Raw genomic sequence first — 23,240 nt, forward strand, 5'->3', positions numbered from 1 at the left:
CAGTTGGGCGGCGCAAGCCGCGTCAACGAAGTGCGGATAAATCCAATGCTCAACTTTGAGCAGATTTTATGGAACAGATCAAGAACATGGAGGCGGCCTTGGTCCCCGCCGATGGCACTGCCATCGAAATCCTCAAGAAGGAGAAACTGCATCTGAAGGACCAGCTGTACGTCATCCTGCGCAAGGCTTCGGCTTCCTGACGCCAATTTCCAATCCGCCAAATCCGACATTCGAAAGGCCATCCCATGTTCAAACACATCCTGCTCCCCATCGACGGATCGGAACTCTCGCGCAAGGCATTCCCGGCCGCCATCGAGTTCGCGCGGACGACCGGCGCCAAGCTGACCCCGTATATGTGCCTGGAGGAGTATCCGTTCCTGATGTCCAGCGACGCCGGCCATGAGAAGAAGTCGGTCTTCGAGCATCGCATCGAGGCTGCGGCGCGCGAGGAGCTGGCCAAGGTGGAAGCGGCCGCGGTGCTGGCCGGCGTGCCGTGCACGGGGGCTACTTCCACCGCGGCCGCGCCTTATCGCGGCATCATCGGCATGGCGAAGGAGCTTGGCTGCGATGTGATCTACATGGCGTCGCACGGGCGGCGCGGCATCAGCGGCTTGTTACTCGGCAGCGAAACCCAGAAAGTATTGACGCATAGCGATATTCCGGTTCTGGTGTTCCGCTAAATCGCTTTCATGCTCGAATAGGAAATTTCTCCGGAGAAAGCAGAAAATTCCTGCGGCCATCTCATGCTTCCTTGACATAGCATCGCGCTCGATGTGGGGCTTTCGTCTCACGCGAACGTCAAGGAGCACGAATGCATCGACGAACGTTTCTAGCGGGGGGCGTGATCGCTCCCTTTGCTTTGGGTGGCTGCATGACCCGCGCTAGATCACAACCACGGAGACCGAGGCTTATACGGAAACGGTCAGTCAGATCCTGATCTCGCAGGATGGCAAGTCCATCGTGATCCTTGGTGCTACGTTTCATTACGTACTGGATGCCAACCCCAACCTGATGCAGGCGATCTCGTCCAGCTTGCATGCCAAGCTGGTTGCAAGTTTTAGTGAATTTCGAGTGGACCGGGAGAGGGAGTTGAAGGGCCGTGTCACCTTGTCGCTCGACGGCGCGGCCGCGGAGGACGCGCAGCAACAGGCAACGGCCTTGGGTTTCAAGCGGAGCGGGCGTGGGGGTTCGGATGACATGCTGTCCCGTTCCTATTACATGGAAGGGAAGCGCTATCGCGCTGGGCGATTTGCCATGTCGGATCGGGCCAAGCAGCTTAATCAGACCTATACCTTCTCCGTCAATGTCGAGAGGGCCGTCGGCGGCAAGGCTGCCCTGGCACTGCTGACACCGATCACGGTCGCTGCGGACGGCGCGATCTTCCTCCTCGCAATTCCGCTCGCCCCGATTGCAGTGGGGGTGATGGCTGCCATGAAAAACTAGCATTGCCCTGGCGAACCTGCCCGGCCTGGCAGCGATGGGCGCAGCCAGGCCGGGCATTTCAATGCGTGCGTGGTTGCCGTCCGTGGTTGCCTTTTGTGCTTACGCCCCAAGCACCACCGCCACCACCTCCCCCTCATTCACACTATCGCCCTCCGCCACACTGATCTCCCCAACCCGCCCGCTCACCGGCGATTCAATCGGGATCTCCCCTGCCACACGATGGCGTGTGGCAGATGCTGTGGGTCACCAGCCAGCCGCTGGACTACATCACGGCCCAGCGCCGCGTGCAAAGCGTGAGCGACTACGAGCAGGTGCTGGCTGCCATCGCCGGCGGCGATGCCCAGGCCGCCGAGCGCGCCATGCGCAAGATCATGCAGGACTCCCGCAACGAGGTGCTCTCGCATTTGCAGCAGGCGCACCCGGAGCCGATCGAAAGCTTCCGGCTGCAGACGATCTAGCGCATCCCCGGGCGCGGGCCATCGACTCAGGCCGCGGACTCCATCATCTGGCGCTGCCGATATTCCCCCGGCGCCACGCCCGTCCATTTCTTGAACGCCCGATGAAACGCGCTGGGTTCTGAAAAGCCCACGCGCAGCGCCACCTGCTGCAGCGGCAGGTCCGTGTGTTCGAGCAAGGCGATGGCCGCGTCGCGGCGCAGGCTGTCCTTGATGCTCTGGTAGCCGCGGCCTTCGTCGCGCAGGCGGCGGCGCAGGGTTTGCGGGGTCAGGCGCAGGGTTTCGGCCATTTGCTCCAGCGAGGGCAACTCGTCGTCCAGGTGGCAGCGCAAGTGGCGCCGGATGCGCTCGGCGAGGCAGGAGTCGTCGCGGTAGCGGGTGAGCAGGTTGCGCGGCGTGTCGTTCAGGAAGGCCTGCAGGCTGCTGGCGTCCTGGACCACGGGCAGGCGCAGCCAGTTGGCGTCGAAGTGCAGGGCAGTCTGCGGCTGTCCGTAGCGGACTTGCGTGTTGAATACACGCTCGGTGTCGGTGAGCCTGGATGGCCCGCCCGATTGCTCCGGCGCGCGCGCGGCGAGGTCGACGCCGAGCAAGGGGATGCGCTGCGCCACCAGCCAGTTGGCTACGCCGTATGCCTGGAAGGCGAAGGTGGATTCCGCATACAGGCGGCACGCCGTGGCGGGCGCGCGGGGCAGCAGGAGCAGGGTGGCGCGGCCATCGCGCTGCTGCAGCCGCGGCACGAAATCGACCAGGTGCAGGCGGTACTGGTTCAGCCCCGCGCGCATGGCATCTTCCAGCGTGGCACAGTGGACCAGGGCCTGGCAGGCCTGGGCGAACACGCCCGGCGCCACGGGCCGGCTGAGCAAGCCCCAGAATTCATCGCGCATGACGCGCCGCATGGAGCGCATCAGCGCGGCAAACTGGCCCTGGGTCACGCGTGCGTTGGGCGATTGCAGCAACGCGGGCGAAATGGCGGCGCGGCGCAGCAGGGCGTCGATGTCGCAGCCAAGGCGGCGCGCGCCTTGCACGATCTGGTGCAGCTGCAGCACGGCAATGGTGTGTCGGGCGTGCGGCGGGCCGGCATCCGCGCGCGGCGCTTCCCGGCGGCGCGTGAGTATCGCTCCCGGCGGGCGGGCATTGAGCGGCACCGTCATCGATGATGGTGCGGTTGCCCTGAGTGCGGCGATTTGCATTGTCTCCTCGTCCTCAACGGGCTCCGGGCACTGGTCCGGAATTACCCTGGGATGCGTCCCGTTGCACCGCAGCGCAAAGGGCGGGTTTGCCGGGGCGATGCCGGGTTCAATCCCGGCTATGCCCGTCAGTTAGCCCGATGCTGCGCCCCCGCACAATCCGGATTTACCAAAGGCAGGCTTTTCCCTGAACGATTCGGCCAATCATTTTGGGCCGAAAGGTCATTGTCCACGCAGTGCAGCATCGCGCAATCTCATCCCTTGCCGGCCTGTGCATCCGCGGGGCGCGGCGTGGCGGTTCAAGATGGGAGAGCAGGATGCAGGCGGAACGTCGCAGGACCCTGTTACGGCTTGGCGCGGCCTCGCTGGCCGCGGGCGGCAGCTTCTGCGGGATCGCCAGCGCGCTCGCGCAAGGCGCTGTGCCCACCGGATACCCTGCCAAGCCGGTGCGCCTGGTGGTGCCTTATCCGGCGGGCGGCGCCACCGACGTACTCGCCCGTGCCATTGCCGCGCCGCTTGGCCAGCAGTGGCAGCGCACGGTGGTGGTGGAAAACCGTCCGGGCGCCAGCGGCATGATCGGTGCCGATGCGGTGGCCAAGGCGCCGCCCGACGGCTACACCTTGCTGCTCACGCTGACCAGCGTGGTGCAAGTGCCCAGCCAGTATGCAAAGCCGCCTTTCGACCCCATGCGCGACCTGGCCGCGCTGTCGGAGCTGGCGACCACGCACCTGGTGGTGGCCGCCAATTCGTCCATGCCCGGGAGCCTTGCCGAGGTGGTGGAAATGGCGAAGCGCAAACCGAAAGGGTATTCCTACGGCACCTACGGCACCGGCAGCGGTGCGCATCTCTATATGGAAGTGTTCACCGGCGCCGCCGGGCTGGACATGATCCATGTCCCCTACAAAGGCGAGGCGCCGCTGCTCAACGACCTGCTGGGTAGCCAGGTGTCGGTGGGGACCATCTCCGTGATGGGGATCAAGCCGCATGTACGCACCGGCCGCCTGCGCGCGCTGGCGGTTGTGGGCAACACCCGGGCGCCCATGCTGCCCGAGGTGCCGACTTTCCAGGAACTGGGTTACAGCGGCCTGGACGGGCCTGGCTGGTTCGGCCTGTTTGCCCCGGCCGGCACGCCCCGGCCGATCGTGGACAAGGTCTCGGCGGACGTGAACGCCATCCTGGCCGCCCCCGATATCCGGCAGCGCATGACCGACATTGGCGTGATCGTCAAAGGGACCCGGCCGATGGAGTTCGCCGAGGTGGCACGCGCCGACCAGGCTTACTGGACCGGCGTGATCCGCAAACTCAATATCCGGCTCGACTGAGCCCGCAGCATTCCCCAACTCTCTCATGCCCGTGCCGGGCTGATTCAGGAGAAGCGATGCAGCACACGCGCCGCAAGGCATTGCAGCAGATCGGAGCCGGCGCCCTCGCCGCCGGCGGCCTGGGGCTGGGCCTCAGCCCGGCTCGCGCCGACGGCTTCCCGTCCAAGCCGGTGCGGCTGGTGGTGCCCTATCCCGCGGGCGGCGCCACCGATGTGCTGGCACGCGCCATTGCCGAGCCGCTCGGCAAGATGTGGCAGCGCCCCATCGTGGTGGAAAACCGCCCGGGCGCCAGCGGCATGATCGGCGCCGACGCCGTGGCCAAGGCCGATGCCGACGGCCACACCGCGCTGCTTACCATCACCACGCTGGTCCAGGCCCCAAGCCTGTACACCAAGGCGCCGTTCGACCCGGTGCGCGATTTTGCCCCGGTGTCCAATCTCGGCACCACCAGCCTGGTGTTCGCGGTGCACAACTCGGTGCCCGCCACCACGCTGGCCGAATTCATCGCGCTGGTGAAGTCCAAGCCAAAGCAGTTCAACTATGGCTCCTACGGCACCGGCTCCAGCGGCCACCTCTATTGCGAAGTGTTCAACGAGGCGGCGGGGCTCGACATGACCCACGTGTCATACAAGGGCGAGGCGCCGGAGTTGAATGACCTGCTCGGCGGCCAAGTGCCCGCGGCCATCATCTCGGTGATGGGCGCGCGCCCGCACACCGCTACCGGCCGCCTGCGCGCGCTGGCCGTGACCGGCCCCGCGCGCGCGCCGCAACTGCCCGACGTGCCGACCTTTCGCGAGTGCGGCATCGCGGGCATGGATTCGATGGGCTGGTTCGGGCTGTTGCTGCCGGCCGCCGCGCCACGCCCGGTGGTGGCGAAGTTCTCCGCCGACGTCAACCGCGTGCTGGCCATCCCGGCCGTGCGTCAACGCATGAACGACATGGGCGTGGTGCTTGCCGGCAGCACGCCCGATGCCTTCGCCGAGACCATGCGCAGTGATTACGCGCGCTGGGGCAAGGTCATCCGCACCCAGAACATCCGCCTTGACTAACTCCGCCTTGATGAACGCCGAGCCGGCGGCGGCCGGCGATTTTCCTTCTTTGTGTTTCCCATGAATCAAGCTGCTTCTGCTTCCCTGGTCTCCCGGGCCCCGGCCTACCGCTCCCCCCACTGGCCTGCGGGCATGCCCGCCGAGGTGCGCGTGCCGCGCACCAGCCTGGCCTACAACGTCGAGGTGGCCGCCCGGCGCTATCCGGACAAGACCGCGATCCAGTATTTCCATGCCGCCATCTCCTACGCCAGCCTGCACGCGCAGATCGAGCGCATGGCCGGCTACCTGCAGCAGGCCTGCGGCGTGGCGCCGGGCGACCGCGTGGTGCTGTTCAGCCAAAACTGCCCGCAGTTCATCGTGGCCTACTACGCCATCCTGCGCGCCGAGGCGGTGGTGGTGCCGGCCAACCCGATGTGGCTGACCGGGGAGCTCGAACACGTGGTCGCGGACAGCGGCGCGGTGGCGGCGTTCGTCGCGGCGGAGCTTTATCCCCAGATCGCGCCGCTGCATGGCGCCAGGCTGCCGCACGTGATCGTGCATCAGTACGGGGACATGCTTGAGGCGGCCGGTGGCAGCGATGGCGTGCCCGCCTGGCTTTACGAGCCCACCCCGCTGCCCGCCTGCACGCCGGCAGGCGCCACGCTGGCGGCCTGGAAGCAGGCCAATGCCGCGGGCCATGCCCCGCGCGCGCATGAGGCCGGTTATGGCACGCTGTGCATGCTGGCCTACACCTCGGGCACCACCGGCCATCCCAAGGGCTGCATGCATACGCACGGCACGCTGATGAGCGCGGCGGTGGGCTCGCAGCTCTGGCGCAGCGCCAGCCCCGAGAGCGTGTGCCTCTCGGTCGCGCCGATGTTCCATCTGCTGGGCATGCAGAACGGCATCCACGCTCCGCTTTACCTGGGTGCCACCATCGTGTTGCTGCCGCGCTGGGATCGCGCGCTGGCAGCAGACCTGATCGAGCGCTACCAGGTCTCCACCTGGGGCGCGCCGCCCGCCATGCTGGTGGATTTCTTTGCGCAGCCGGGCATCGGCGAGCGCAACCTCTCCAGCCTTGCCTACCTGGGCGGCGGTGGCGCGGCCATGCCGGATGCCGTGGCCACCATGCTGCAGGAGCGCTTTGGGCTGCCTTACGTGGAGGCTTACGGCCTGACCGAGACCGCCGCCTTCTTGCTGTCCAACCCGCGCCACCGGCCCAAGCGCGAATGCCTGGGCATCGCCACGTTCGGCGTGGACGCGCGTGTGATCGACCCGCACACGCTGGCCGAGCTGCCGCAGGGCGAACTGGGCGAGATCGTGACCCATGGCGCGCAGGTGATGCGCGGCTACTGGCGCAACCCGCAGGCCGACGCGGAATCGTTCGTCGAGATCGACGGCAAGCGTTTCCTGCGCACCGGCGATCTCGGCTTCATGGACGAGGAAGGCTACTTCTTCATGCGTGACCGGCTCAAACGCATGATCAACGCATCCGGCTTCAAGGTCTGGCCGGCCGAGGTGGAGAACCTGCTCTACGGGCATCCCGCCATCCACGAAGCCTGCGTGATCGCCGCGCGCGACGCGCGCCGCGGCGAGACCGTCAAGGCTGTGGTGGCGCTCAAGCCGGCCGCGCGCGGCACGCCCGAAGCCAGCGCCGAGCAGATCATGGCGTGGTGCCGCGAGCGGCTGGCGGCGTACAAGGTGCCGCGCATCGTCAGCTTTGTCGATGCCTTGCCCAAATCGGCCACCGGCAAGATCCAGTGGCGGGCGCTGCAGGAGCTGGAGCTGGACCAAGGCGGGGAGCAGCCGGCCGCCGCCGGCAGCGCGGCCTGAACAAGAACAAGGGGAGACATCATGAAGACATCGAGACGAAACTGGCTGGGCCAGGCGGCAGCGCTGGGCGGCGGCGCATTGCTGGGCGGATGGCAGTTGCCCGCGCTGGCGCAGGGCACCTATCCGGGGCGGCCCATCCGCATGGTGGTGCCGTACCCCGCCGGCGGCGGCACCGATACCATCGCGCGCATGATTGGCCAGCGCCTGACCGAGGCCTGGGGCCAGCCGGTAGTGGTCGACAACAAGCCCGGCGCCAGCGGCATGCTCGGCAACGACATCGTGGCCAAGGCGCCGCCCGACGGCTACGCGGTGCTGCTCGGCATCACCGCCATGATCCAGTCGCCCAGCTTGTACAAGCGCATTCCGTACGACGTGGCCCACGACTTCGCGCCGGTTTCGCTGCTGGCCAGGTCCTCCGACCTGTTCGTGGTGCCCAACCGGGTGCCGGCCAGCACGCTTGCCGAGTTCGTGGCCCTGGCCAAGGCCGGCAAGCTCAGCTACGGCTCCTACGGCAACGGCACCTCCTCGCATTTGCATGGCGAGCTGCTCAAGATGCAGGCGCACGTGGACCTTGCACACATCCCATACAAAGGCGCCGCGCCGCTGATGAGCGACGTGCTGGGCGGGCAGGTCGATTCGGCCTTTGTCGATGTGACCTCCGCCAACAGCTATCTAAATAGCGGGAAGTTCAAGATCCTCGCCATCACCGGCACCCAGCGCTACAAGTCGATTCCGTCCGTGCCGACCTTCGCCGAAGCCGGTTTCTCCGGGTTTGAGCCGAGCGGCTGGTTCTCGGTGTTCCTGCCCGCCAATACGCCGCGCGACGTGGTCAGCCGGCTCTCCACCGAGATCGCCCGCATCGTGCGGCTCCCGGACATCTCGCAAAAGCTGTCGGCGATGGGGCTACAGCCGGTGGGCTCCTCCCCGGAGGAGCTGGCGGCGGTGATCGCGACGGACACGCCCAAGTGGGCCCGCATCGTCCGCGACGCCCATATCCAGCTCGACTGAGCCGCCGATCCTATGACGGCTACGACATATATTCACCGGGGCCACCCAGAGGAGTTCGCCATGGAGACCATCCGCTACGCCGTTGCCGACGGTGTTGCCACCCTCACGCTCGATTTCCCCAAGCGCAAGAACGCCCTGAACGGCACCATGCGCCGCGAGATCGGCGATGTCGTGCACCAGCTGCGCCAGGACACCAGCGTGCGCGCGCTGATCCTCACCGGCGCGGGCACGGACTTCTGTTCCGGCGGCGACATCAGCTCGATGCAGGGCGAGATCAGCGCTGACCAGGGCCGGCAGCGCCTGGCGGCCATCCATCCCTGGCTGGAAGACCTGATCCACCTCGACCGCCCGGTGATAGCGGCGGTGGACGGCGCGGCCTATGGCGCCGGCTTCAGCCTGGCGCTCGTGGCCGACATCATCCTGGCGACGCCGCGCGCGCGCTTTGGCCTGCCCTTCCTGCGCCTGGGCCTGATCCCGGATTGCGGCGTGTTCTACACGCTGCCGCGCATGATTGGCCTGCAGCGCGCCAAGGCGCTGATGTTCTCGATGCGCGAACTGAGTGCCGCAGCGGCACTGGAGCAGGGCATCGTGATGGAAATCGTGCCACCGGAGGATCTGCAGGCCCGCGCGCTGGCGCTCGCCTCGGCCTTTACCGACGCCTCGCCGGTGGCGGTTGCGCTGACCAAGAAGGCGCTCAATGCCTCGCTGAACCAGGACCTGCATAGCATGCTGGAGATGGAGGCGGACGGCCAGGGTATCGCTTTCGCCACCGAATACCGCAAGGAGGCCGCCGCACGCTTCCTGGAAAAGCAGCCGCCGCGCTATCGCTGGCCCGACTGAACACCACCCGACAACAACCGCGTGGTGCTGCAACGCAACACCGGCATCACCGGCATCACCGGCAACCATCAAGGAGAACAACATGGGAAATTCCGACAAGAACATGGCGATGGCCGCCCGCAGGGTGCCCTGGATGAGCGAAGACCTGGTCATGTTCCAGGACACCGTACGCCGCTTCGTGGAGCGCGAGCTGGTGCCGAACGAGGCGCGCTGGGCCGAGCGCGGCTACATCGACCGCGAAGTCTGGAACCGCGCCGGCGAGGTTGGCCTGCTGTGCGCCAGCATTCCCGAGGCGTACGGCGGCGGCGGCGGGAACTTTGCCCACGAGGCGGTGATCTGTAACGAAATGGCACGTGCCATCGCCACCAGCCTGGGCAATGGCGTGCACAGCGGCATCGTGGCCCATTACTTGCTCAACTACGGTACCGAGGCGCAGAAGCGCAAATGGCTTCCGCAGATGGCTTCAGGCGCCATGGTGGCCGCCATCGCCATGTCGGAACCCGGCGCGGGCTCGGATCTCAAGTCGGTACGCACCCGAGCGGTGCGTGAGAAGAACCAGAATGGAGACATCTATCGCATCAACGGTGCAAAAACCTTCATCACCAACGGCTACCATGCCGACCTCGTTTGCGTGGTAGCCAAGACCGATCCCGATGCCGGCACGAAAGGGGTCTCGCTCATCATGGTCGAGACCCGGGACCAGCCTGGCTTCAGGCGCGGCCGCATTCTGGAAAAAATCGGGCAGAAAGGCCAGGACACCGCCGAGTTGTTCTTCGACGACGTGTGCGTGCCGGTCGAGAACCTGCTGGGCGACGAGGAGGGCAAGGGCTTCTATCAGCTGATGCAGCAACTGCCGCAGGAGCGCATGATCATCGCGCTTGGTGCGGTGGCGAGCATGCAGCGCGCGATCGAGCTCACCACCGACTACGTACGTGAGCGGCAGGTGTTCGGAAAACCGCTGATCGATATGCAGAACACGCGCTTCAAGCTGGCGGAGTGCAAGACCGAGGCAACCATCGCCGCGACATTCGTCGATGATTGCATGGTGCGCTTGCTCGCCGGCGAACTCGATGCCCCCACTGCGGCCATGGCCAAGTGGTGGTGCTCGCAGAAGAACTGCGAAGTCATCGATGAATGCCTGCAGCTGCATGGCGGGTATGGTTATATGCTCGAATACCCGATCGCTCGCATGTATGCGAACGCGCGGGTCAGCAAGATTTATGGCGGCTCCAACGAGATCATGAAGGAGCTGGTGGCGCGCACGCTGTGATGCGTGGGCGCGGGGCCATGCGGCAAGCCTCTCATGCCAACGTCGTAGTACGTTGGAAGTAGGCCGGCCGCAAAGCCCCGCCCAGCGCGGGTTGCGAGGGGGCAAGCGCGTTTCTCGTTACAAAAGCAGGTGTGCACGGAATAACGGAAAGGTGTAATGTGTGTCACAAGACATGGTTCAAATGCCCGTCGCGAGTGGGGCCTGGAGTGGTAGTACGGTGAGTCGAGCTGATCCGTTGCGCCATTGCAAAGTTCGTCAACCGACTCTCAGCTCTCGCCGTTATTTGACTATGATTAAGTAAAGATTTCGCAACATGGCAGCACCGCCAAGCCGGGGTGGCGGAACCGCAAGCGCTGCCGCGGGATCTTGATTTGTAGTAGATCTACCTTCGCCTCGGACGGGTCTCTGACGGGAGTGAGGTATGGACATTTTCGGCCACTACGCCACACGCTTCGAAGGTCGCAAGGAAGAGGAATACAGCATCCAGGAGTACCTGGATATCTGCAAGAAGGATCCTTCCGCCTATGCGACCGCATCCGAGCGCATGCTCGCCGCCATTGGTCAGCCCGAACTGGTGGATACCCACCACGATCCTCGGCTGTCCCGCCTGTTCTTCAACAAGGTCATCAGGGTCTATCCGGCCTTCCGCGAGTTCTACGGCATGGAGGACACGATCGAGCAGATCGTCGCCTTCTTCAAGCATGCCGCGCAAGGGCTCGAGGAGCGCAAGCAGATCCTTTACCTGCTTGGGCCTCCGGGTGGTGGCAAGTCCTCGCTCGCGGAAAAGCTCAAGGCGTTGATGGAACAGATTCCCATCTACGCATTGAAGGGTTCGCCTATCCATGAATCGCCGCTCGGGCTGTTCTCCCCCGAGGAAGACGGCAAGATCCTGGAAGAGGACTACGGCATCCCGGTGCGCTATCTCAACACCATCGCCTCGCCCTGGGCGGTCAAGCGCCTGCATGAGTTCAACGGCGACATCACGCGCTTTCGCGTGGTCAAGCTGCGCCCGTCGGTGCTGTCGCAGATCGCGATTTCCAAGACGGAGCCGGGCGATGAAAACAACCAGGACATCTCCTCGCTGGTCGGCAAGGTAGATATCAGGAAGCTGGAAGATTTCCCGCAGGACGATCCGGACGCTTACTCGTATTCCGGCGGGCTGTGCCTGGCCAACCGCGGGCTGCTTGAGTTCGTGGAGATGTTCAAGGCGCCGATCAAGGTGCTGCACCCGCTGCTGACCGCGACCCAGGAAGGCAACTACAAGGGTACCGAGGGCTTCGGCGCGATCCCCTTCGACGGCATCATCCTGGCGCACTCGAACGAAGCCGAGTGGACAACCTTCAAGGCCGACAAGAACAACGAGGCTTTCCTCGACCGGATCTACATCGTCAAGGTGCCGTACTGCCTGCGCGTGTCGGAGGAGGTGAAGATCTACGACAAGCTGTTGCGCAGCAGTTCGCTGTCGGCCGCACCTTGCGCGCCCAACACCTTGAAGATGATGGGGCAGTTCGCCGTGCTCACCCGCATCAAGGAGCCGGAGAATTCGAACATCTTCTCCAAGATGCGCGTCTATGACGGCGAGAGCCTGAAGGATGTCGACCCCAAGGCCAAGTCGTACCAGGAGTATCGCGACTACGCGGGCATCGACGAAGGCATGAACGGCTTGTCCACGCGTTTCGCCTTCAAGGTCTTGTCCAAGGTCTTCAACTTCGACAATACCGAGGTGGCCGCCAATCCGGTGCACCTGCTCTATGTGCTCGAGCAACAGATCGAGCGCGAGCAGTTCCCGCCGGAGCAGGAAGCCAAGCTGCGGTCCTACATCAAGGAGTATCTGACCGCACCGTTCGTGGAGTTCATCGGCAAGGAGATCCAGACCGCTTACCTGGAGTCGTACTCCGAATACGGCCAGAACATCTTCGATCGCTACGTGGTGTTTGCCGACCTGTGGATCCAGGACCAGGAGTATCGCGACCCGAATACCGGCGAGATTCTCGACCGCAACGCGTTGAACGACGAGCTTGAGAAAGTCGAGAAGCCCGCGGGGATATCCAACCCCAAGGACTTCCGCAACGAGATCGTCAACTTCGTGCTGCGCGCGCGGGCCAACAACGCGGGCAAGAACCCCGCGTGGACCAGCTACGAGAAGTTGCGCATGGTGATCGAGAAGCGCATGTTCTCCACTACCGAAGACTTGCTGCCCGTGATCTCGTTCAACGCCAAATCCTCTCGCGAGGATCAGGACAAGCACGCGAACTTCGTCAACCGCATGGTTGAGAAGGGGTACACCGCGAAGCAGGTCCGCCTACTTGTGGAGTGGTATTTGCGCGTAAGAAAATCATCGTAACGGCGCCTGGACGAGGCCTCTCCAAGAGAGCAAGCATATGGCCACGGTCATCGATCGGCGCGAGAACGGCGGCAACAAAAGTGCCGTCAACCAGCAACGCTTCATCAAACGCTACCGCGAACAGATACGCCAGGCGGTAGCGAAGGCGGTGTCCGGCCGGAAGATCATGGACATCGAGCAAAGCGGGCAGGTGTCCATTCCGGTCAAGGACATCTCCGAGCCAGCCTTTCACCACGGCCAGGGCGGCCGGCGGGAGTGGATCCATCCGGGCAACAAGAAATTTGTCCGGGGGGATAGCTTCGACCGCCAGCAGCAAGGGGGCGGTGGAGGCGGTTCCAAGGCGAGCGATTCGGGTGAAGGCGAGGACGATTTCGTCTTCACGCTGTCGCGCGAGGATTTCCTCAATTTCTTTTTCGAGGACATGGCGCTGCCGGACATGGCCAAGCGCCATCTTGCCAAGATCGCCGAGGTCCGCAAGGTCAGGGCAGGCTTCTCCATCGACGGCACGCCGTCCAATCTCTCGATCCTGCGCACGATGCGAAGCTCGCTGGGGCGCCGTATCGCCTTGTCGAGCCCGTACCAGAAGAAGCTCGCGCTGCTGGAGCAGGAGTATGGCGAGGTGCTGGAGCAGGACGGACCCTATTCGGCACGGGCGCTCGAACTGATGAAGGAAATGCGCCACCTGCGCTCGTGCGTGGAACGCGTGCCCTTTATCGAAAAGCTCGACCTGCGCTACAACAACCGCGTGCTGAAGAAACGCCCGCAGGCGCAGGCGGTGATGTTCTGCCTGATGGACGTCTCCGGCTCCATGGACGAGAGCCGGAAGGATCTCGCCAAGCGCTTCTTCATGCTCCTGTACCTCTTCCTCAAGCGCAACTATGACCGCATCGACGTCGTGTTCATTCGCCATCACACGGTGGCGAAGGAAGTCAACGAGGAGGACTTCTTCCATTCGCGCGAATCCGGTGGTACGGTTGTGTCCAGCGCGCTCAAGCTGATGGTCGAGGTGATCCACGACCGCTATCCCGCCAGCCAGTGGAATATCTACTGCGCCCAGGCATCGGACGGCGACAACTGGGCGGGCGATTCGGAGTTGTGCGGGCGCCTGCTGCGCGAATCCATCCTGCCGCTGGTGCAGTACTACGCGTATGTGGAGGTGGCGTCGGAGGAGCCGCAGAATCTCTGGGAAGAATATCTGGCGGTGAAGGAGCGCCATGAGAACTTCGCCATGCAGCGCATCATCGGGCCGGACGAGATCTATCCCGTGCTGCATGACCTGTTCCAGAAGAAGGCAGCCTGGCCGTCAAGCCGCTGAGTCCGGCGGCGAGCATGGTGCGCACGTGCGCACCCACCATAAGTTTTTTTCCCCTCTCCCCTCAGGGAGAGGTAGGGGGAAAGGGGTGGTTTTCAGGCGCGGACACTTCGTCGATGCACCCGCCCTCTCCCCCGGCCCCTCTCCCGCTCGCGGGAGAGGGGAGCAACCCAAGGTCGTTGTAGGACTCGTTGTAAGACTGACACGCGGGCAAGGGCTTCACCCGCAACGGGGGTCGTAAATGGCATATCTCTCCACCGGCTCGGAGTGGACCTTCGAGCTGATCCAGCGCTATGACCGCGAAATCGCCCGCATTGCCGGCGATTTCGGCCTGGACACCTATCCCAATCAGGTCGAGATCATTACCGCCGAGCAGATGCTCGATGCCTACGCATCGTCCGGCTTGCCGGTGGGCTACAGCCACTGGTCGTATGGCAAGCATTTCCTCGCGTCCGAGCGCAGCTACCAGCGCGGGCACATGGGGCTGGCCTACGAGATCGTCATCAACTCGAATCCCTGCATCGCCTACCTGATGGAGGAAAACACCATGCCCATGCAGGCGCTGACCATCGCGCACGCCTGCTACGGCCACAATTCCTTCTTCAAGGGCAACTACCTGTTCCGCACCTGGACCAACGCCGACGCCATCATCGACTACCTGCTGTTCGCCAAGAACTACGTAGCCGAATGCGAGCAACGCTATGGCGAGCAGGAAGTGGAGTTGCTGCTGGATTCCTGCCACGCGCTGCAGAACTACGGCGTGGACCGCTACAAGCGGCCCAAGAAGCTCTCCATTGCCGAGGAGCAGGCGCGCCAGACCGAGCGGGAGAACTACCTGCAGACGCAGGTCAACGACCTGTGGCGAACCCTGCCCAAGCACCGCGCGCACGCGCTGGAAGACGATGAAGGCTTCGAGCGCGACGCCGCCTTTCCGCCGGAGCCGCAGGAAAACCTGCTCTACTTCATCGAGAAGAACGCGCCAAAGCTGGCGCCGTGGCAACGCGAGATCGTGCGCATCGTGCGCAAGATCGCCCAGTATTTCTACCCGCAGCGCCAGACCAAGGTCATGAACGAAGGCTGGGCCACGTTCTGGCACTACACCATCCTGCATCAGCTCTATGAAGAAGGCCTGGTCAACGACGCCTTCATGATGGAATTGCTGCAGGCGCACACCAACGTGATTTACCAGCCGCCGTACAACAGCCCGTACTACAGCGGCCTCAACCCGTACACGATAGGCTTCCTGATGTTCCAGGACCTGCGCCGCATGTGCGAGAACCCGACCGAGGAAGACTACCGCTGGGCGCCGGAATTTGCCGGCAGCGACTGGCGCAAGACGCTCGACTTCGCCATGCGCAACTTCAAGGACGAGAGCTTCCTGCTGCAGTTCCTGTCGCCGCGCGTGATCCGCGAGCTCAAGCTGTTCTCCGTGCTCGACGACGACCGCGAAGGCAAGCTGCGGGTGACCGCCATCCATGACGACGAGGGCTACCGCAACATCCGCCAGTTGCTGGCCAACCAGTATGACCTGTCGAACATGGAGCCCAACATCCAGATCACCAATGTGGATGTGGGGGGCGATCGCTCGCTGACCTTGCGCCACCTGCAGAACGACCGCCGCCCGCTGGCGCAGAACTTCGACGAGGTGATCCGCCACGTCACGCGGCTGTGGGGCTTTACGGTGCGCCTGGAAGTGGCCTACGAAGACGGCCGGCGCGAATCCAAGTACGAATGCAAGCCGGAACGCCGGCATCGCAAGGCGGCTTGATGGCCGAGGAGGGCGGCGCACCACGCGCCGCCCTATTTGCAGACAGCGTTACGCCGCTGCGTCGACGCTCCAGGTTCGCACCTGGTCGATGAGGCCCACGCTCGGCTCCGGATACCCGCACACCGCTTCGCCTATCACCCGTCCCCAGTAAGTTTCCGACCCGTCCGCCAGCCGCCAGGCATGCAGGCGGCGCGTATGGATCTGCAGGTCATATTCCTCGGTGATGCCAATGGCCCCGTGCACTGCATGGGCGATGGCGGCCACCGGCGTGACCGCTTCGCTGGCGTTGAGCTTGCCGATGGCAGCGCGCAGCGGGTCTGGCTGCCAGCCACTGGCGGCACAGGCGATCTGCGCGGCCACGCGCGCGGCGGTGACGTGTTCGGCCATCACGCTGATCTGGTGCTGGATCGCCTGGAACTTGCCGATGGCGCGGCCGAACTGCTGGCGGTCGTTGGCATATTGCAGCGTCATGTCGAACACATGTGACATGGCGCCGGCCAGTTGCACGGCGTGCAGACAGGCGCCGATCTGGCGCAGCGCGCCCGCGGGCAGCGCGAACAAAGGCAGTCCGCCCGGGACAGGGCGCTGCAGGACCAGGGCCAGATCCGCATGGGCGCCGGTCGCGCGCACTTGTGCCCGGGTGCGTGGCAGCAGCACGCACTGCGTGCCTTCCTGGACCAGGAACCAGGCCGCTTGCGCGCCCCCTGCGACGAGAACCGCATCCGTGGCGCCGTCTTCCATGTCGAAGCTCGCCAGCGCGATGGGTTCGGCTGGCACCGCCATCCCGGCGGCGTGCAGCAGCGCACGCGCGAACATGGTCTGGCCCAGCGGCAGGGGCAGTGCGTGGCGGCCCAGCGCGAACAGCACCGGCGCCAGTTCGTCCAGCGGCAAGCCCGCGCCGCCGGCCGCTTCGGGCAGCAGGCAATCGGCAAAACCGCTGTCTTGCAATGACTGCCACAAGGGCAGGTGGTTTTCTCCGCGTTCGATGGCGCGGACGACGGCGGGCGTGCAGCAGTCGCGCAGCACGGTGTCGAGCGCGTCCGAGTAAGCGTTATGCATAGGGTACTCCGGTTCAGCGCAGGCCAAGGCCCCGGGCAATCATGCCGCGCAGGATCTCGCGCGTGCCGCCGCGCAGCGAATAGGACGGGGCGACCTGGCTGACGTAGGCCAGGGTGCGGTACAGGTCGGGATCGGCGGCGAGGTGCGGGTCGTCACCCAGCGCGGCCTCCGCCAGCGCCGGCACGGACTGCTCGAATTCCGTGCCCAGGTCCTTGACCAGCGCGGCTTCCACCACCGGGCTCTCGCCCGCGGCGAGCCGGGCGGTCACCGCCAGCGACATGGCCCGCAGCACCGCCAGCCTGGCGGCCAGCCGGCCGATGGTGACGGTGTCGCGCCGCGCGGCGGGCGCGCGCCGCAGCGCCGCGATCCAGGTATCGAGCAGCACCACACTGGAATACAGCCGCTCCGGGCCGCTGCGCTCGAAGGCCAGTTCCGCGTTGACCTGCTCCCAGCCGCTGCCCTCGCGGCCAACCAGCGCCGCTTCAGGCAGCATCACGTCCTCGAAGCTGACTTCGGAGAAATGCGCATCGCCCGCCAGGTCACGGATCGGGCGCACGGTCACGCCCGGTGCGGACAGGTCGATGATGACCTGCGACAAGCCGCGCTGACGGTCCTCGCCCGTGCCGGAGGTGCGCACCAGCGCCAGCATGTAGTGGCAGCGATCGGCGTTGGTCGTCCAGATCTTGCGGCCGTTCAGGCGCCAGCCGCCGTCCGGCTGCGGCACGGCGCGGGTCGCGACGCTGGCCAGGTCGGAGCCGGAATTGGGCTCGCTCATGCCGATGCAGAAGAAGGCCTCGCCCTGGCAGATGCGCGGGAGGTAAAACGCCTTTTGTGTGTCGCTGCCGTAACGCAGGATCAGTGGCCCGCTCTGGCGGTCCGCGATCCAGTGTGCCGAGACCGGCGCGCCACAGGCCAGCAGTTCCTCCACCAGCACGAAGCGTGAGAACGGATCGAGCCCGGCGCCGCCATATTGCGCGGGCAAGGTGATGCCCACCCAGCCGCGGCGCGCCAGCGCGCGGCTGAAATCGGCGTTGAAGCCCATCCACGAACGGGCGCGGATCTCGGGCGGCAGGGCCGGCAGGTGTTCGGCCAGGAAGGCCTTCACCTCGCGCCGGAAGGCGGCCGCTGCCGGCGGCAAGGCAGTCAGCTGGAAGGTGCTGGGCAGGGAAGTCAAAATGGGTCTCCGTGAGAAACGGGGAATCGGGGAGTCGGGGAATCTGGCGAGTCGGGGAGGGGGGCGCGCCACGCGCGCCCGGGCGGATCAGTCCAGCGTCACGCCGGAATCCTTCACCACCTTGTGCCAGCGGTCGATTTCCTGCCCGAGATATTTGCCGTAGTCCTCGGGGCTGTTGCCGCGCGGCTCGGCGCCTTGCGCTGCCAGGCTGGCACGCACGTCCGGCGCGCCCAGCGCGCCGAGCGTGGCGGCATTGAGCCTGCGCACGATCTCCGGCGGGGTCCTGGCCGGCACCAGCATGCCTTGCCACGCACCCACCTCGAAGCCCGGCATCACGGTTTCCGCCACCGTCGGCACATCGGGCAGTTGCGAGCTGCGGGAGTTGCTGGTGACCGCGAGCGCCTTCATGCGCTTGTCGCGGATAAAGGGCAGCGAGGAGTTGATGGTGTCGGTCATGAACTGCACCTGGCCGCCAGCCAGGTCGGTCAGCGCCGGCGCGCTGCCTTTGTACGGCGCGTGCACCGCCGACAAGCCGTTGGCCTGCAGGAACAGGAAGGCCGCCAGGTGGGTCACGTTGCCGTTGCCGGCCGAGCCGTAGGTCAGCTTGCCCGGGTTGGCCTTCAGGTACTGGATGAACTCGGCCAGGTTGTTGGCCGGCACCTGGGCGTTGACCTCCAGCACCAGCGGCACCATCGCCGTCATGGCCACCGGCGTGAAGTCGCGGCGCACGTCGTACGAGAGCTTCTTGTACAGCGCGGGGCTGAGCGCGATCGACGAGGTGTTGTAGAGCACCGTGTAGCCGTCTGCCGGCGCTTTGGCGACCATCTCGGCCGCGATATTGCCATTGGCGCCGGGGCGGTTGTCCACCACCACCTGCTGGCCGAGTTCATCCGACATCTTCCTGGCGATGACGCGCGAGACCAGGTCGGTGGGCCCGCCGGGCGGAAACGGCACCACCAGCTTGACCAGGTGGGCGGGATAGCCGGCGTCGCCGGCGGCGCCGGCCGGACCCGCAATGAGGCCGAGCGCCAGCAGCAGCGGCACGCCGCGCGCGCGGGGGTGCCGGGCCGCCCTGTTGATGCTGAAGTCCTTGTCGCTGGTCTTGCCGTACTTCTCTGTCTTTTTATGTTTCTTATGTTCTTGCATAGGTCTCCTCCGGTGCAGGGGCTAGCGGCCGGCCAGCAAGCGCCGGGCGGAATAAGTCATGACAAGCTCATGGCGCTGGTTGAAGACTTCGATGTCCGAGTCCACCACGGCGCGGCCATTGCGCGACGTGGGGCGGATGCCGGTCACCGTGACCGTGGCCCAGACGGTGTCGCCCACCATCACCGGGGCATGGATCTTCTGCGTCAGCTCCAGCATGGCCAGCCCGGTACCCTGGATCATGGTCTGCAGGATGAAGCCCTCGATCATCGCGTAGGTCAGCGCGGCGGGCACGGGCCGCCCATGGATGGCGCCGCCTTCATATCCCGCCTCGATAAAGATCGCTTCCAGCATGCCGGTGACCGAGATGAAGTTGACCAGGTCGGTCTCGGTCACGGTGCGGCGGAAGGTCTGGAAGGCCTGGCCTACCTTGATGTCTTGCCAGTAAAAGCCCTGGCCGAGGCGGGGGAGTTGGGTATGGGGCACGGCGTCTCCTGGTGAGGGCCGCCATCGGCGGCCGGCTTCCTTTATGTTAGGAGCGGGAATGCGGCAGGGTTAGGCATTAGTGGCCGGCGACGCACAATAGGCCGCGCCGTCCCGGCCCAGCTCGTCGATCTGCTCGCTGCTCAGGCCCGCCTCGCCAAGCAGGCTGCGGGTGTGCTGGCCCAGGCGCGGCGGCAGCGCGCTCGCCGCACGCTCGCCGTCGAAGCGCACTGGCGCGCTGGGAAAGCGCAGCGTGCCCATGGCCGGGTCGTCCAGCGTGTCGAAGAAGCCGGTGGCGCGCAGGTGCGGGTCATCCACCAGCTCGGCGAGCTGGTTGACCCGCGCCACCGGGATCTGCAGCGTTTCGCAAAGCGCCAGCCAGGCGTCGGTGGTGCGCGTGCGCACGATCTCGCCGGTCAGCTCGTAGAGGGTTTCGATATGCTGCGTGCGCGCGGCGATGCCGGCAAAGCGCGGGTCGGCGGCCAGCTCGGGCCGGCCCGCGGCGGTGAAGAAGTCGCGCCAGTGCGCATCGGTGTACGGCATCATGCAGACGTGGCCGTCGGCGCTCTGGTAGGGCCGGCGCAGCGGCGCCAGCACGCGCGGATAGCCGGCGGGCCCGCGCGGCGGCTCGAAGTGCTGGCCATACAGATGCTCGACCAGGTTGAAGGCCACCATCGATTCGAACATCGGCACTTCCACCAGCGTGCCCTTGCCGCCCTGGCGCTCGCGTCCGGCAATGGCCGCCGAGATCGACAGCGCCGCCACCAGCCCGCTGGTCTTGTCCGCCGCGATGGTGGGGAAGTAGCGCATGGTGCCGGTCTGCGCCGCCATCAGCGCAGCATTGCCGGACAGGCCCTGGATAATGTCGTCGTAGGCCGGGCGGCCCCCATAGGGGCCATCCTCGGCAAAACCCAGCAAGCTCACATAGACCAGGCGCGGATGCCGCGCCATCACCTCGGCGGGGTCCAGCCCCAGGCCGGCCAGCTTCTGCGGGCGCATGCTGTGCATGAACACGTCGGCGCTGGCCAGCAGCCGCTCCAGCGCGGCCTGCGCCGCGGGCTGCTTGAGGTTGAGCACCACGCTTTTCTTGCTGCGGTTCACGCCCAGGAAGATGGCCGACATGCCATCCTCGGTGGCCGGGCCGGTGCGCCGCGTGGAGTCGCCCTCGGGGGGCTCCACCTTGATGACCTCGGCGCCGAGGTCGGCCAGCCACTGGCTGGCGTAAGGGCCCATCACGACCGTGGATAGGTCGATCACGCGGATGCCTGAGAGGGGCAACATGTCTGGGTGTCTCCTGTTTGTTCTTGTGCCGGACTTGCGCCGGGGCGGGTGCCCGGGCGCGCGTCAGATGCCACAGGGTAGATCAGGCGGATCGTTTGCGTCTAATATTAGATTTTTAGGATTCGATATCTTCTGGATATCGATGTGGCAATCAGCGTGGACCTTCGTCAACTTCAGCAGTTCGTCGCCCTGGCCGAAACCGGCAACTTCCACCGCGCGGCCGAGCGCCTGCACATGGCGCAGCCGCCGCTCTCCATCTCGATCCGCAAGCTGGAAGATGCGCTCGGCACGCCGCTGTTCGTGCGTACCTCGCGCGGGGTGCGGCTGACCCAGGCCGGCGAAGCCGCGCTGCACGACGCGCGGCGCGCGCTGTTCCATGCCGGCCAGGCTCGCGCGGCGGCACTGGCGGCGGCGCATGGCGAGCGCGGCGCACTGCGCGTGGGCTTTGTCGGCTCGGCTACCTACGCCTTGCTGCCCAAGCTGATCCCGGCGTTTCGGGCAGCGCACCCGGGGATCGAGCTGATCCTGCACGAATCCACCTCGGCCTCGATCCTGGACCGGCTGGAACGCCATCAGCTCGATGCCGGGCTGGTGCGCTTTCCCATCTTGCATAGTGGCGGCTATGCGCTGATGCCGCTGGAGAACGACGAGTTCGTGGCCGCGGTGCCGGCCGATAGCCGCTTTGCGCAGCGCGATGCGATTGCGCTCAAGGCGCTCGCCGGGGAACCCTTCATCATGCATCCCAGCGCCGAGGTGCCCAACCTGCAGGCCGTCGCCATGCTGCTGTGCCAGCAAGCCGGGTTCGTGCCGCGAGTGACGCAAGAAGCGGTGCAGGTGCAGACCATTGTCAGCCTGGTGGAAAGCGGCCTGGGCGTGGCGCTGGTGCCCAGCGTGGCGGCGCGCTATATCAACCGGCGCGTGTGTTTCCTGCGGCTGACCAGCCCGCGGCCGGCGGCGCGCATCGGCATCGCGCTGGCCACGTCCACCGATAGCGATGACCGGCAGGTGCAGCGTTTGCTGGAGGTGGCCCGCGCCGTGGTTGCCTAGGCTGCCGGATCAGGCGGGCGTGTGGCCGCCACGCGCCGTGCCGGCGCGCTCCAGCGCCACGCCCGGCAGCAAGTGCAGCAGGCGAACCAGCTCGCTCTGGCGATGGGTGCCGGTCTTGCGCAGGATGTCGCGGATATGCACGCGCACCGTGTGCGGCGAGACGAATTCGTGATCGGCGATCTCGGTAAGGGTTTCGCCGGCGGCAAGGCGGATGGCGACCAGGCTTTCCTTGCGCGACAGGCCGAACAGCGAAGTGAGCACCGAGCTGTCGAGCACCGAGCGCGATTCCGAATTGCCCATCAGCACCATCGCGAACGGCAGTTGCCACGGGCCTTCCACGGGCTGGCGCGCGACCAGCGGCAGCACGATGATGGGCACCGGCTGGCCGCCCGACGTAATGTGCATCCACGAGCCTGCCGCCGCCTCGCCACCACGGGATTGCATGGCGCGGTCGAGCAGCTTGTGCAGGGTGGCATGCAGGGTCTGGTCGTGGGCCTTGAACACGCCGTTTTCCAGCGCGAGCTGGCTGTCGGCCTGCACCAGCGCCTCGGCCCAGATATTGGCGTAGCGCACGCGCATATCGGCCTGCAGCACCATCACGCCGAAGTCGAGCGTATCCAGCCCGGCCAGGCCAAGGGCTGCCAGGCCGCTCAGCTCGAAGTTGCGCTGCTGCATGCGCGCGGCGCGGGCCCAGTGCGGCAGCACGCGCGCGAGCCGCTTGCTGCGGTGGCTCAAGCCCTGCGTCCCGTCGGAACTGGTGTCCAGCCGGCCGCCCCGGCCCGTGCCGCCCATCAGCACGCAGACCTCGGCGGTATCCAGCAGGCGGATGCCATGCTCCAGGTCGGCGCCATGCGCCGGCGCGCGCCAGGGCGCGCCCTCCTGCTGGTCGCCGGGGTGATCGCCCGCGAGCGCGCGCTTGGGCAGGCTTGCCAGCGCATGCAGGCCTTCGGGCACGTAGGTGCCTTGCGCCGAGAAGCAGCCATGCGGGGTGACGCCGAGGCGCGCCTGGCCCGACAGCTTGTCCCAAACCAGGTAATGCGGGCTGTCGGTGTCGGTATAGCTGGAGAAGAGGTCCAGCGCGGCTGGCATGGCAGTGACGTCAAGCGCCGACTCGTAGATCGAATCGATCAGACGATGGAAGTCTTCATCCGCCGACGGATGTTCGCCCATAGTGTTTTCCCCGGTGGCTCTCGCCCAATCCTGCTTTCTCTTTTTTATTGGCCCGCTGGTAGCGGTACGGCTG

Annotated in this window: 21 protein-coding genes and 1 pseudogene; 14 read left to right on the forward strand and 8 right to left on the reverse strand. The window is 65.8% G+C overall.

Annotated elements, in window-relative coordinates; translation table 11 throughout:
• Positions 1-71: 71 nt before the first annotated feature.
• From ACGLHR_RS20435 to ACGLHR_RS20445, 3 genes and pseudogenes are all read left to right on the forward strand, one after another.
• Positions 72-200, forward strand: a pseudogene (locus tag ACGLHR_RS20435) (YdcH family protein); the annotation flags it as partial.
• A gap of 45 nt (positions 201-245) precedes the next feature.
• A complete protein-coding gene (locus tag ACGLHR_RS20440) occupies positions 246-680 on the forward strand; it encodes a universal stress protein (RefSeq protein ID WP_400096094.1) in 435 nt (144 codons plus the stop codon).
• 280 nt (positions 681-960) lie between these two features.
• Positions 961-1,443 carry a hypothetical protein gene (locus ACGLHR_RS20445; RefSeq protein WP_400096095.1) on the forward strand — a complete coding sequence of 161 codons (483 nt, stop codon included), beginning with the start codon at positions 961-963 and terminating at the stop codon, positions 1,441-1,443.
• Between the two features lie 99 nt (positions 1,444-1,542).
• Here the strand turns inward: ACGLHR_RS20445 and ACGLHR_RS20450 are convergent, their stop codons facing one another.
• A complete protein-coding gene (locus ACGLHR_RS20450; RefSeq protein WP_400096096.1) occupies positions 1,543-1,659 on the reverse strand; it encodes a biotin/lipoyl-binding protein in 117 nt (38 codons plus the stop codon).
• Positions 1,660-1,676: 17 nt separating this feature from the next.
• On the opposite strand from ACGLHR_RS20450, the gene ACGLHR_RS20455 reads away from it, so the two are divergent.
• A complete protein-coding gene (locus ACGLHR_RS20455; RefSeq protein WP_400096097.1) occupies positions 1,677-1,901 on the forward strand; it encodes an FCD domain-containing protein in 225 nt (74 codons plus the stop codon).
• Between the two features lie 26 nt (positions 1,902-1,927).
• Here the strand turns inward: ACGLHR_RS20455 and ACGLHR_RS20460 are convergent, their stop codons facing one another.
• Positions 1,928-3,088, reverse strand: a complete 1,161-nt coding sequence (locus tag ACGLHR_RS20460; protein ID WP_400096098.1) for an AraC family transcriptional regulator — start codon at positions 3,086-3,088, stop codon at positions 1,928-1,930.
• Positions 3,089-3,402: 314 nt separating this feature from the next.
• On the opposite strand from ACGLHR_RS20460, the gene ACGLHR_RS20465 reads away from it, so the two are divergent.
• The 9 genes from ACGLHR_RS20465 (at position 3,403) to ACGLHR_RS20505 (ending at position 15,810) form a co-directional block, all read left to right on the forward strand.
• Positions 3,403-4,407: a tripartite tricarboxylate transporter substrate binding protein gene (locus ACGLHR_RS20465; RefSeq protein WP_400096099.1), complete on the forward strand. Its 1,005-nt coding sequence runs from the start codon at positions 3,403-3,405 to the stop codon at positions 4,405-4,407.
• Between the two features lie 56 nt (positions 4,408-4,463).
• Positions 4,464-5,456 carry a tripartite tricarboxylate transporter substrate binding protein gene (locus ACGLHR_RS20470; protein WP_400096100.1) on the forward strand — a complete coding sequence of 331 codons (993 nt, stop codon included), beginning with the start codon at positions 4,464-4,466 and terminating at the stop codon, positions 5,454-5,456.
• Between the two features lie 60 nt (positions 5,457-5,516).
• Positions 5,517-7,268 (forward strand): long-chain fatty acid--CoA ligase, encoded by a 1,752-nt coding sequence (locus ACGLHR_RS20475; protein WP_400096101.1) that lies wholly within the window; start codon positions 5,517-5,519, stop codon positions 7,266-7,268.
• Between the two features lie 21 nt (positions 7,269-7,289).
• Positions 7,290-8,276, forward strand: coding sequence for a tripartite tricarboxylate transporter substrate binding protein (locus ACGLHR_RS20480; protein ID WP_400096102.1), 987 nt, complete (start codon positions 7,290-7,292; stop codon positions 8,274-8,276).
• Between the two features lie 60 nt (positions 8,277-8,336).
• Positions 8,337-9,116 (forward strand): enoyl-CoA hydratase/isomerase family protein, encoded by a 780-nt coding sequence (locus ACGLHR_RS20485; RefSeq protein WP_400096103.1) that lies wholly within the window; start codon positions 8,337-8,339, stop codon positions 9,114-9,116.
• Between the two features lie 82 nt (positions 9,117-9,198).
• Entirely contained in the window at positions 9,199-10,386 is a 1,188-nt protein-coding gene (locus tag ACGLHR_RS20490) for an acyl-CoA dehydrogenase family protein (RefSeq protein WP_400096104.1), read from the forward strand.
• Between the two features lie 421 nt (positions 10,387-10,807).
• Positions 10,808-12,730 (forward strand): PrkA family serine protein kinase, encoded by a 1,923-nt coding sequence (locus tag ACGLHR_RS20495; RefSeq protein WP_318235460.1) that lies wholly within the window; start codon positions 10,808-10,810, stop codon positions 12,728-12,730.
• A 37-nt stretch (positions 12,731-12,767) separates the two neighbouring features.
• Complete coding sequence (locus tag ACGLHR_RS20500) at positions 12,768-14,045, forward strand: YeaH/YhbH family protein (RefSeq protein ID WP_318235459.1); 1,278 nt, start codon at positions 12,768-12,770, stop codon at positions 14,043-14,045.
• 238 nt (positions 14,046-14,283) lie between these two features.
• Positions 14,284-15,810, forward strand: a complete 1,527-nt coding sequence (locus ACGLHR_RS20505; RefSeq protein WP_318235458.1) for a SpoVR family protein — start codon at positions 14,284-14,286, stop codon at positions 15,808-15,810.
• A gap of 48 nt (positions 15,811-15,858) precedes the next feature.
• Here the strand turns inward: ACGLHR_RS20505 and ACGLHR_RS20510 are convergent, their stop codons facing one another.
• The 5 genes from ACGLHR_RS20510 to ACGLHR_RS20530 all read right to left on the reverse strand — a co-directional run bounded on the left by ACGLHR_RS20510 (position 15,859) and on the right by ACGLHR_RS20530 (position 20,950).
• A complete protein-coding gene (locus tag ACGLHR_RS20510; protein WP_400096105.1) occupies positions 15,859-16,869 on the reverse strand; it encodes an acyl-CoA dehydrogenase family protein in 1,011 nt (336 codons plus the stop codon).
• A 13-nt stretch (positions 16,870-16,882) separates the two neighbouring features.
• Positions 16,883-18,043, reverse strand: coding sequence for an acyl-CoA dehydrogenase family protein (locus ACGLHR_RS20515; RefSeq protein WP_400096106.1), 1,161 nt, complete (start codon positions 18,041-18,043; stop codon positions 16,883-16,885).
• Between the two features lie 87 nt (positions 18,044-18,130).
• Entirely contained in the window at positions 18,131-19,189 is a 1,059-nt protein-coding gene (locus tag ACGLHR_RS20520; protein WP_400096107.1) for a tripartite tricarboxylate transporter substrate binding protein, read from the reverse strand.
• 21 nt (positions 19,190-19,210) lie between these two features.
• Positions 19,211-19,672 (reverse strand): MaoC family dehydratase N-terminal domain-containing protein, encoded by a 462-nt coding sequence (locus ACGLHR_RS20525; RefSeq protein WP_318235454.1) that lies wholly within the window; start codon positions 19,670-19,672, stop codon positions 19,211-19,213.
• Between the two features lie 69 nt (positions 19,673-19,741).
• Positions 19,742-20,950 (reverse strand): CaiB/BaiF CoA transferase family protein, encoded by a 1,209-nt coding sequence (locus ACGLHR_RS20530; protein WP_400096108.1) that lies wholly within the window; start codon positions 20,948-20,950, stop codon positions 19,742-19,744.
• Between the two features lie 156 nt (positions 20,951-21,106).
• Between ACGLHR_RS20530 and ACGLHR_RS20535 the strand changes: the two genes are divergently transcribed.
• Positions 21,107-21,997 (forward strand): LysR substrate-binding domain-containing protein, encoded by an 891-nt coding sequence (locus ACGLHR_RS20535; protein ID WP_318235488.1) that lies wholly within the window; start codon positions 21,107-21,109, stop codon positions 21,995-21,997.
• Positions 21,998-22,006: 9 nt separating this feature from the next.
• On the opposite strand, the gene ACGLHR_RS20540 is transcribed toward ACGLHR_RS20535, so the two are convergent.
• Complete coding sequence (locus ACGLHR_RS20540; RefSeq protein WP_400096109.1) at positions 22,007-23,167, reverse strand: helix-turn-helix transcriptional regulator; 1,161 nt, start codon at positions 23,165-23,167, stop codon at positions 22,007-22,009.
• Positions 23,168-23,240: the final 73 nt, after the last annotated feature.

This window comes from Cupriavidus sp. CuC1, assembly GCF_044627735.1.
Lineage (GTDB): Bacteria > Pseudomonadota > Gammaproteobacteria > Burkholderiales > Burkholderiaceae > Cupriavidus > Cupriavidus ulmosensis.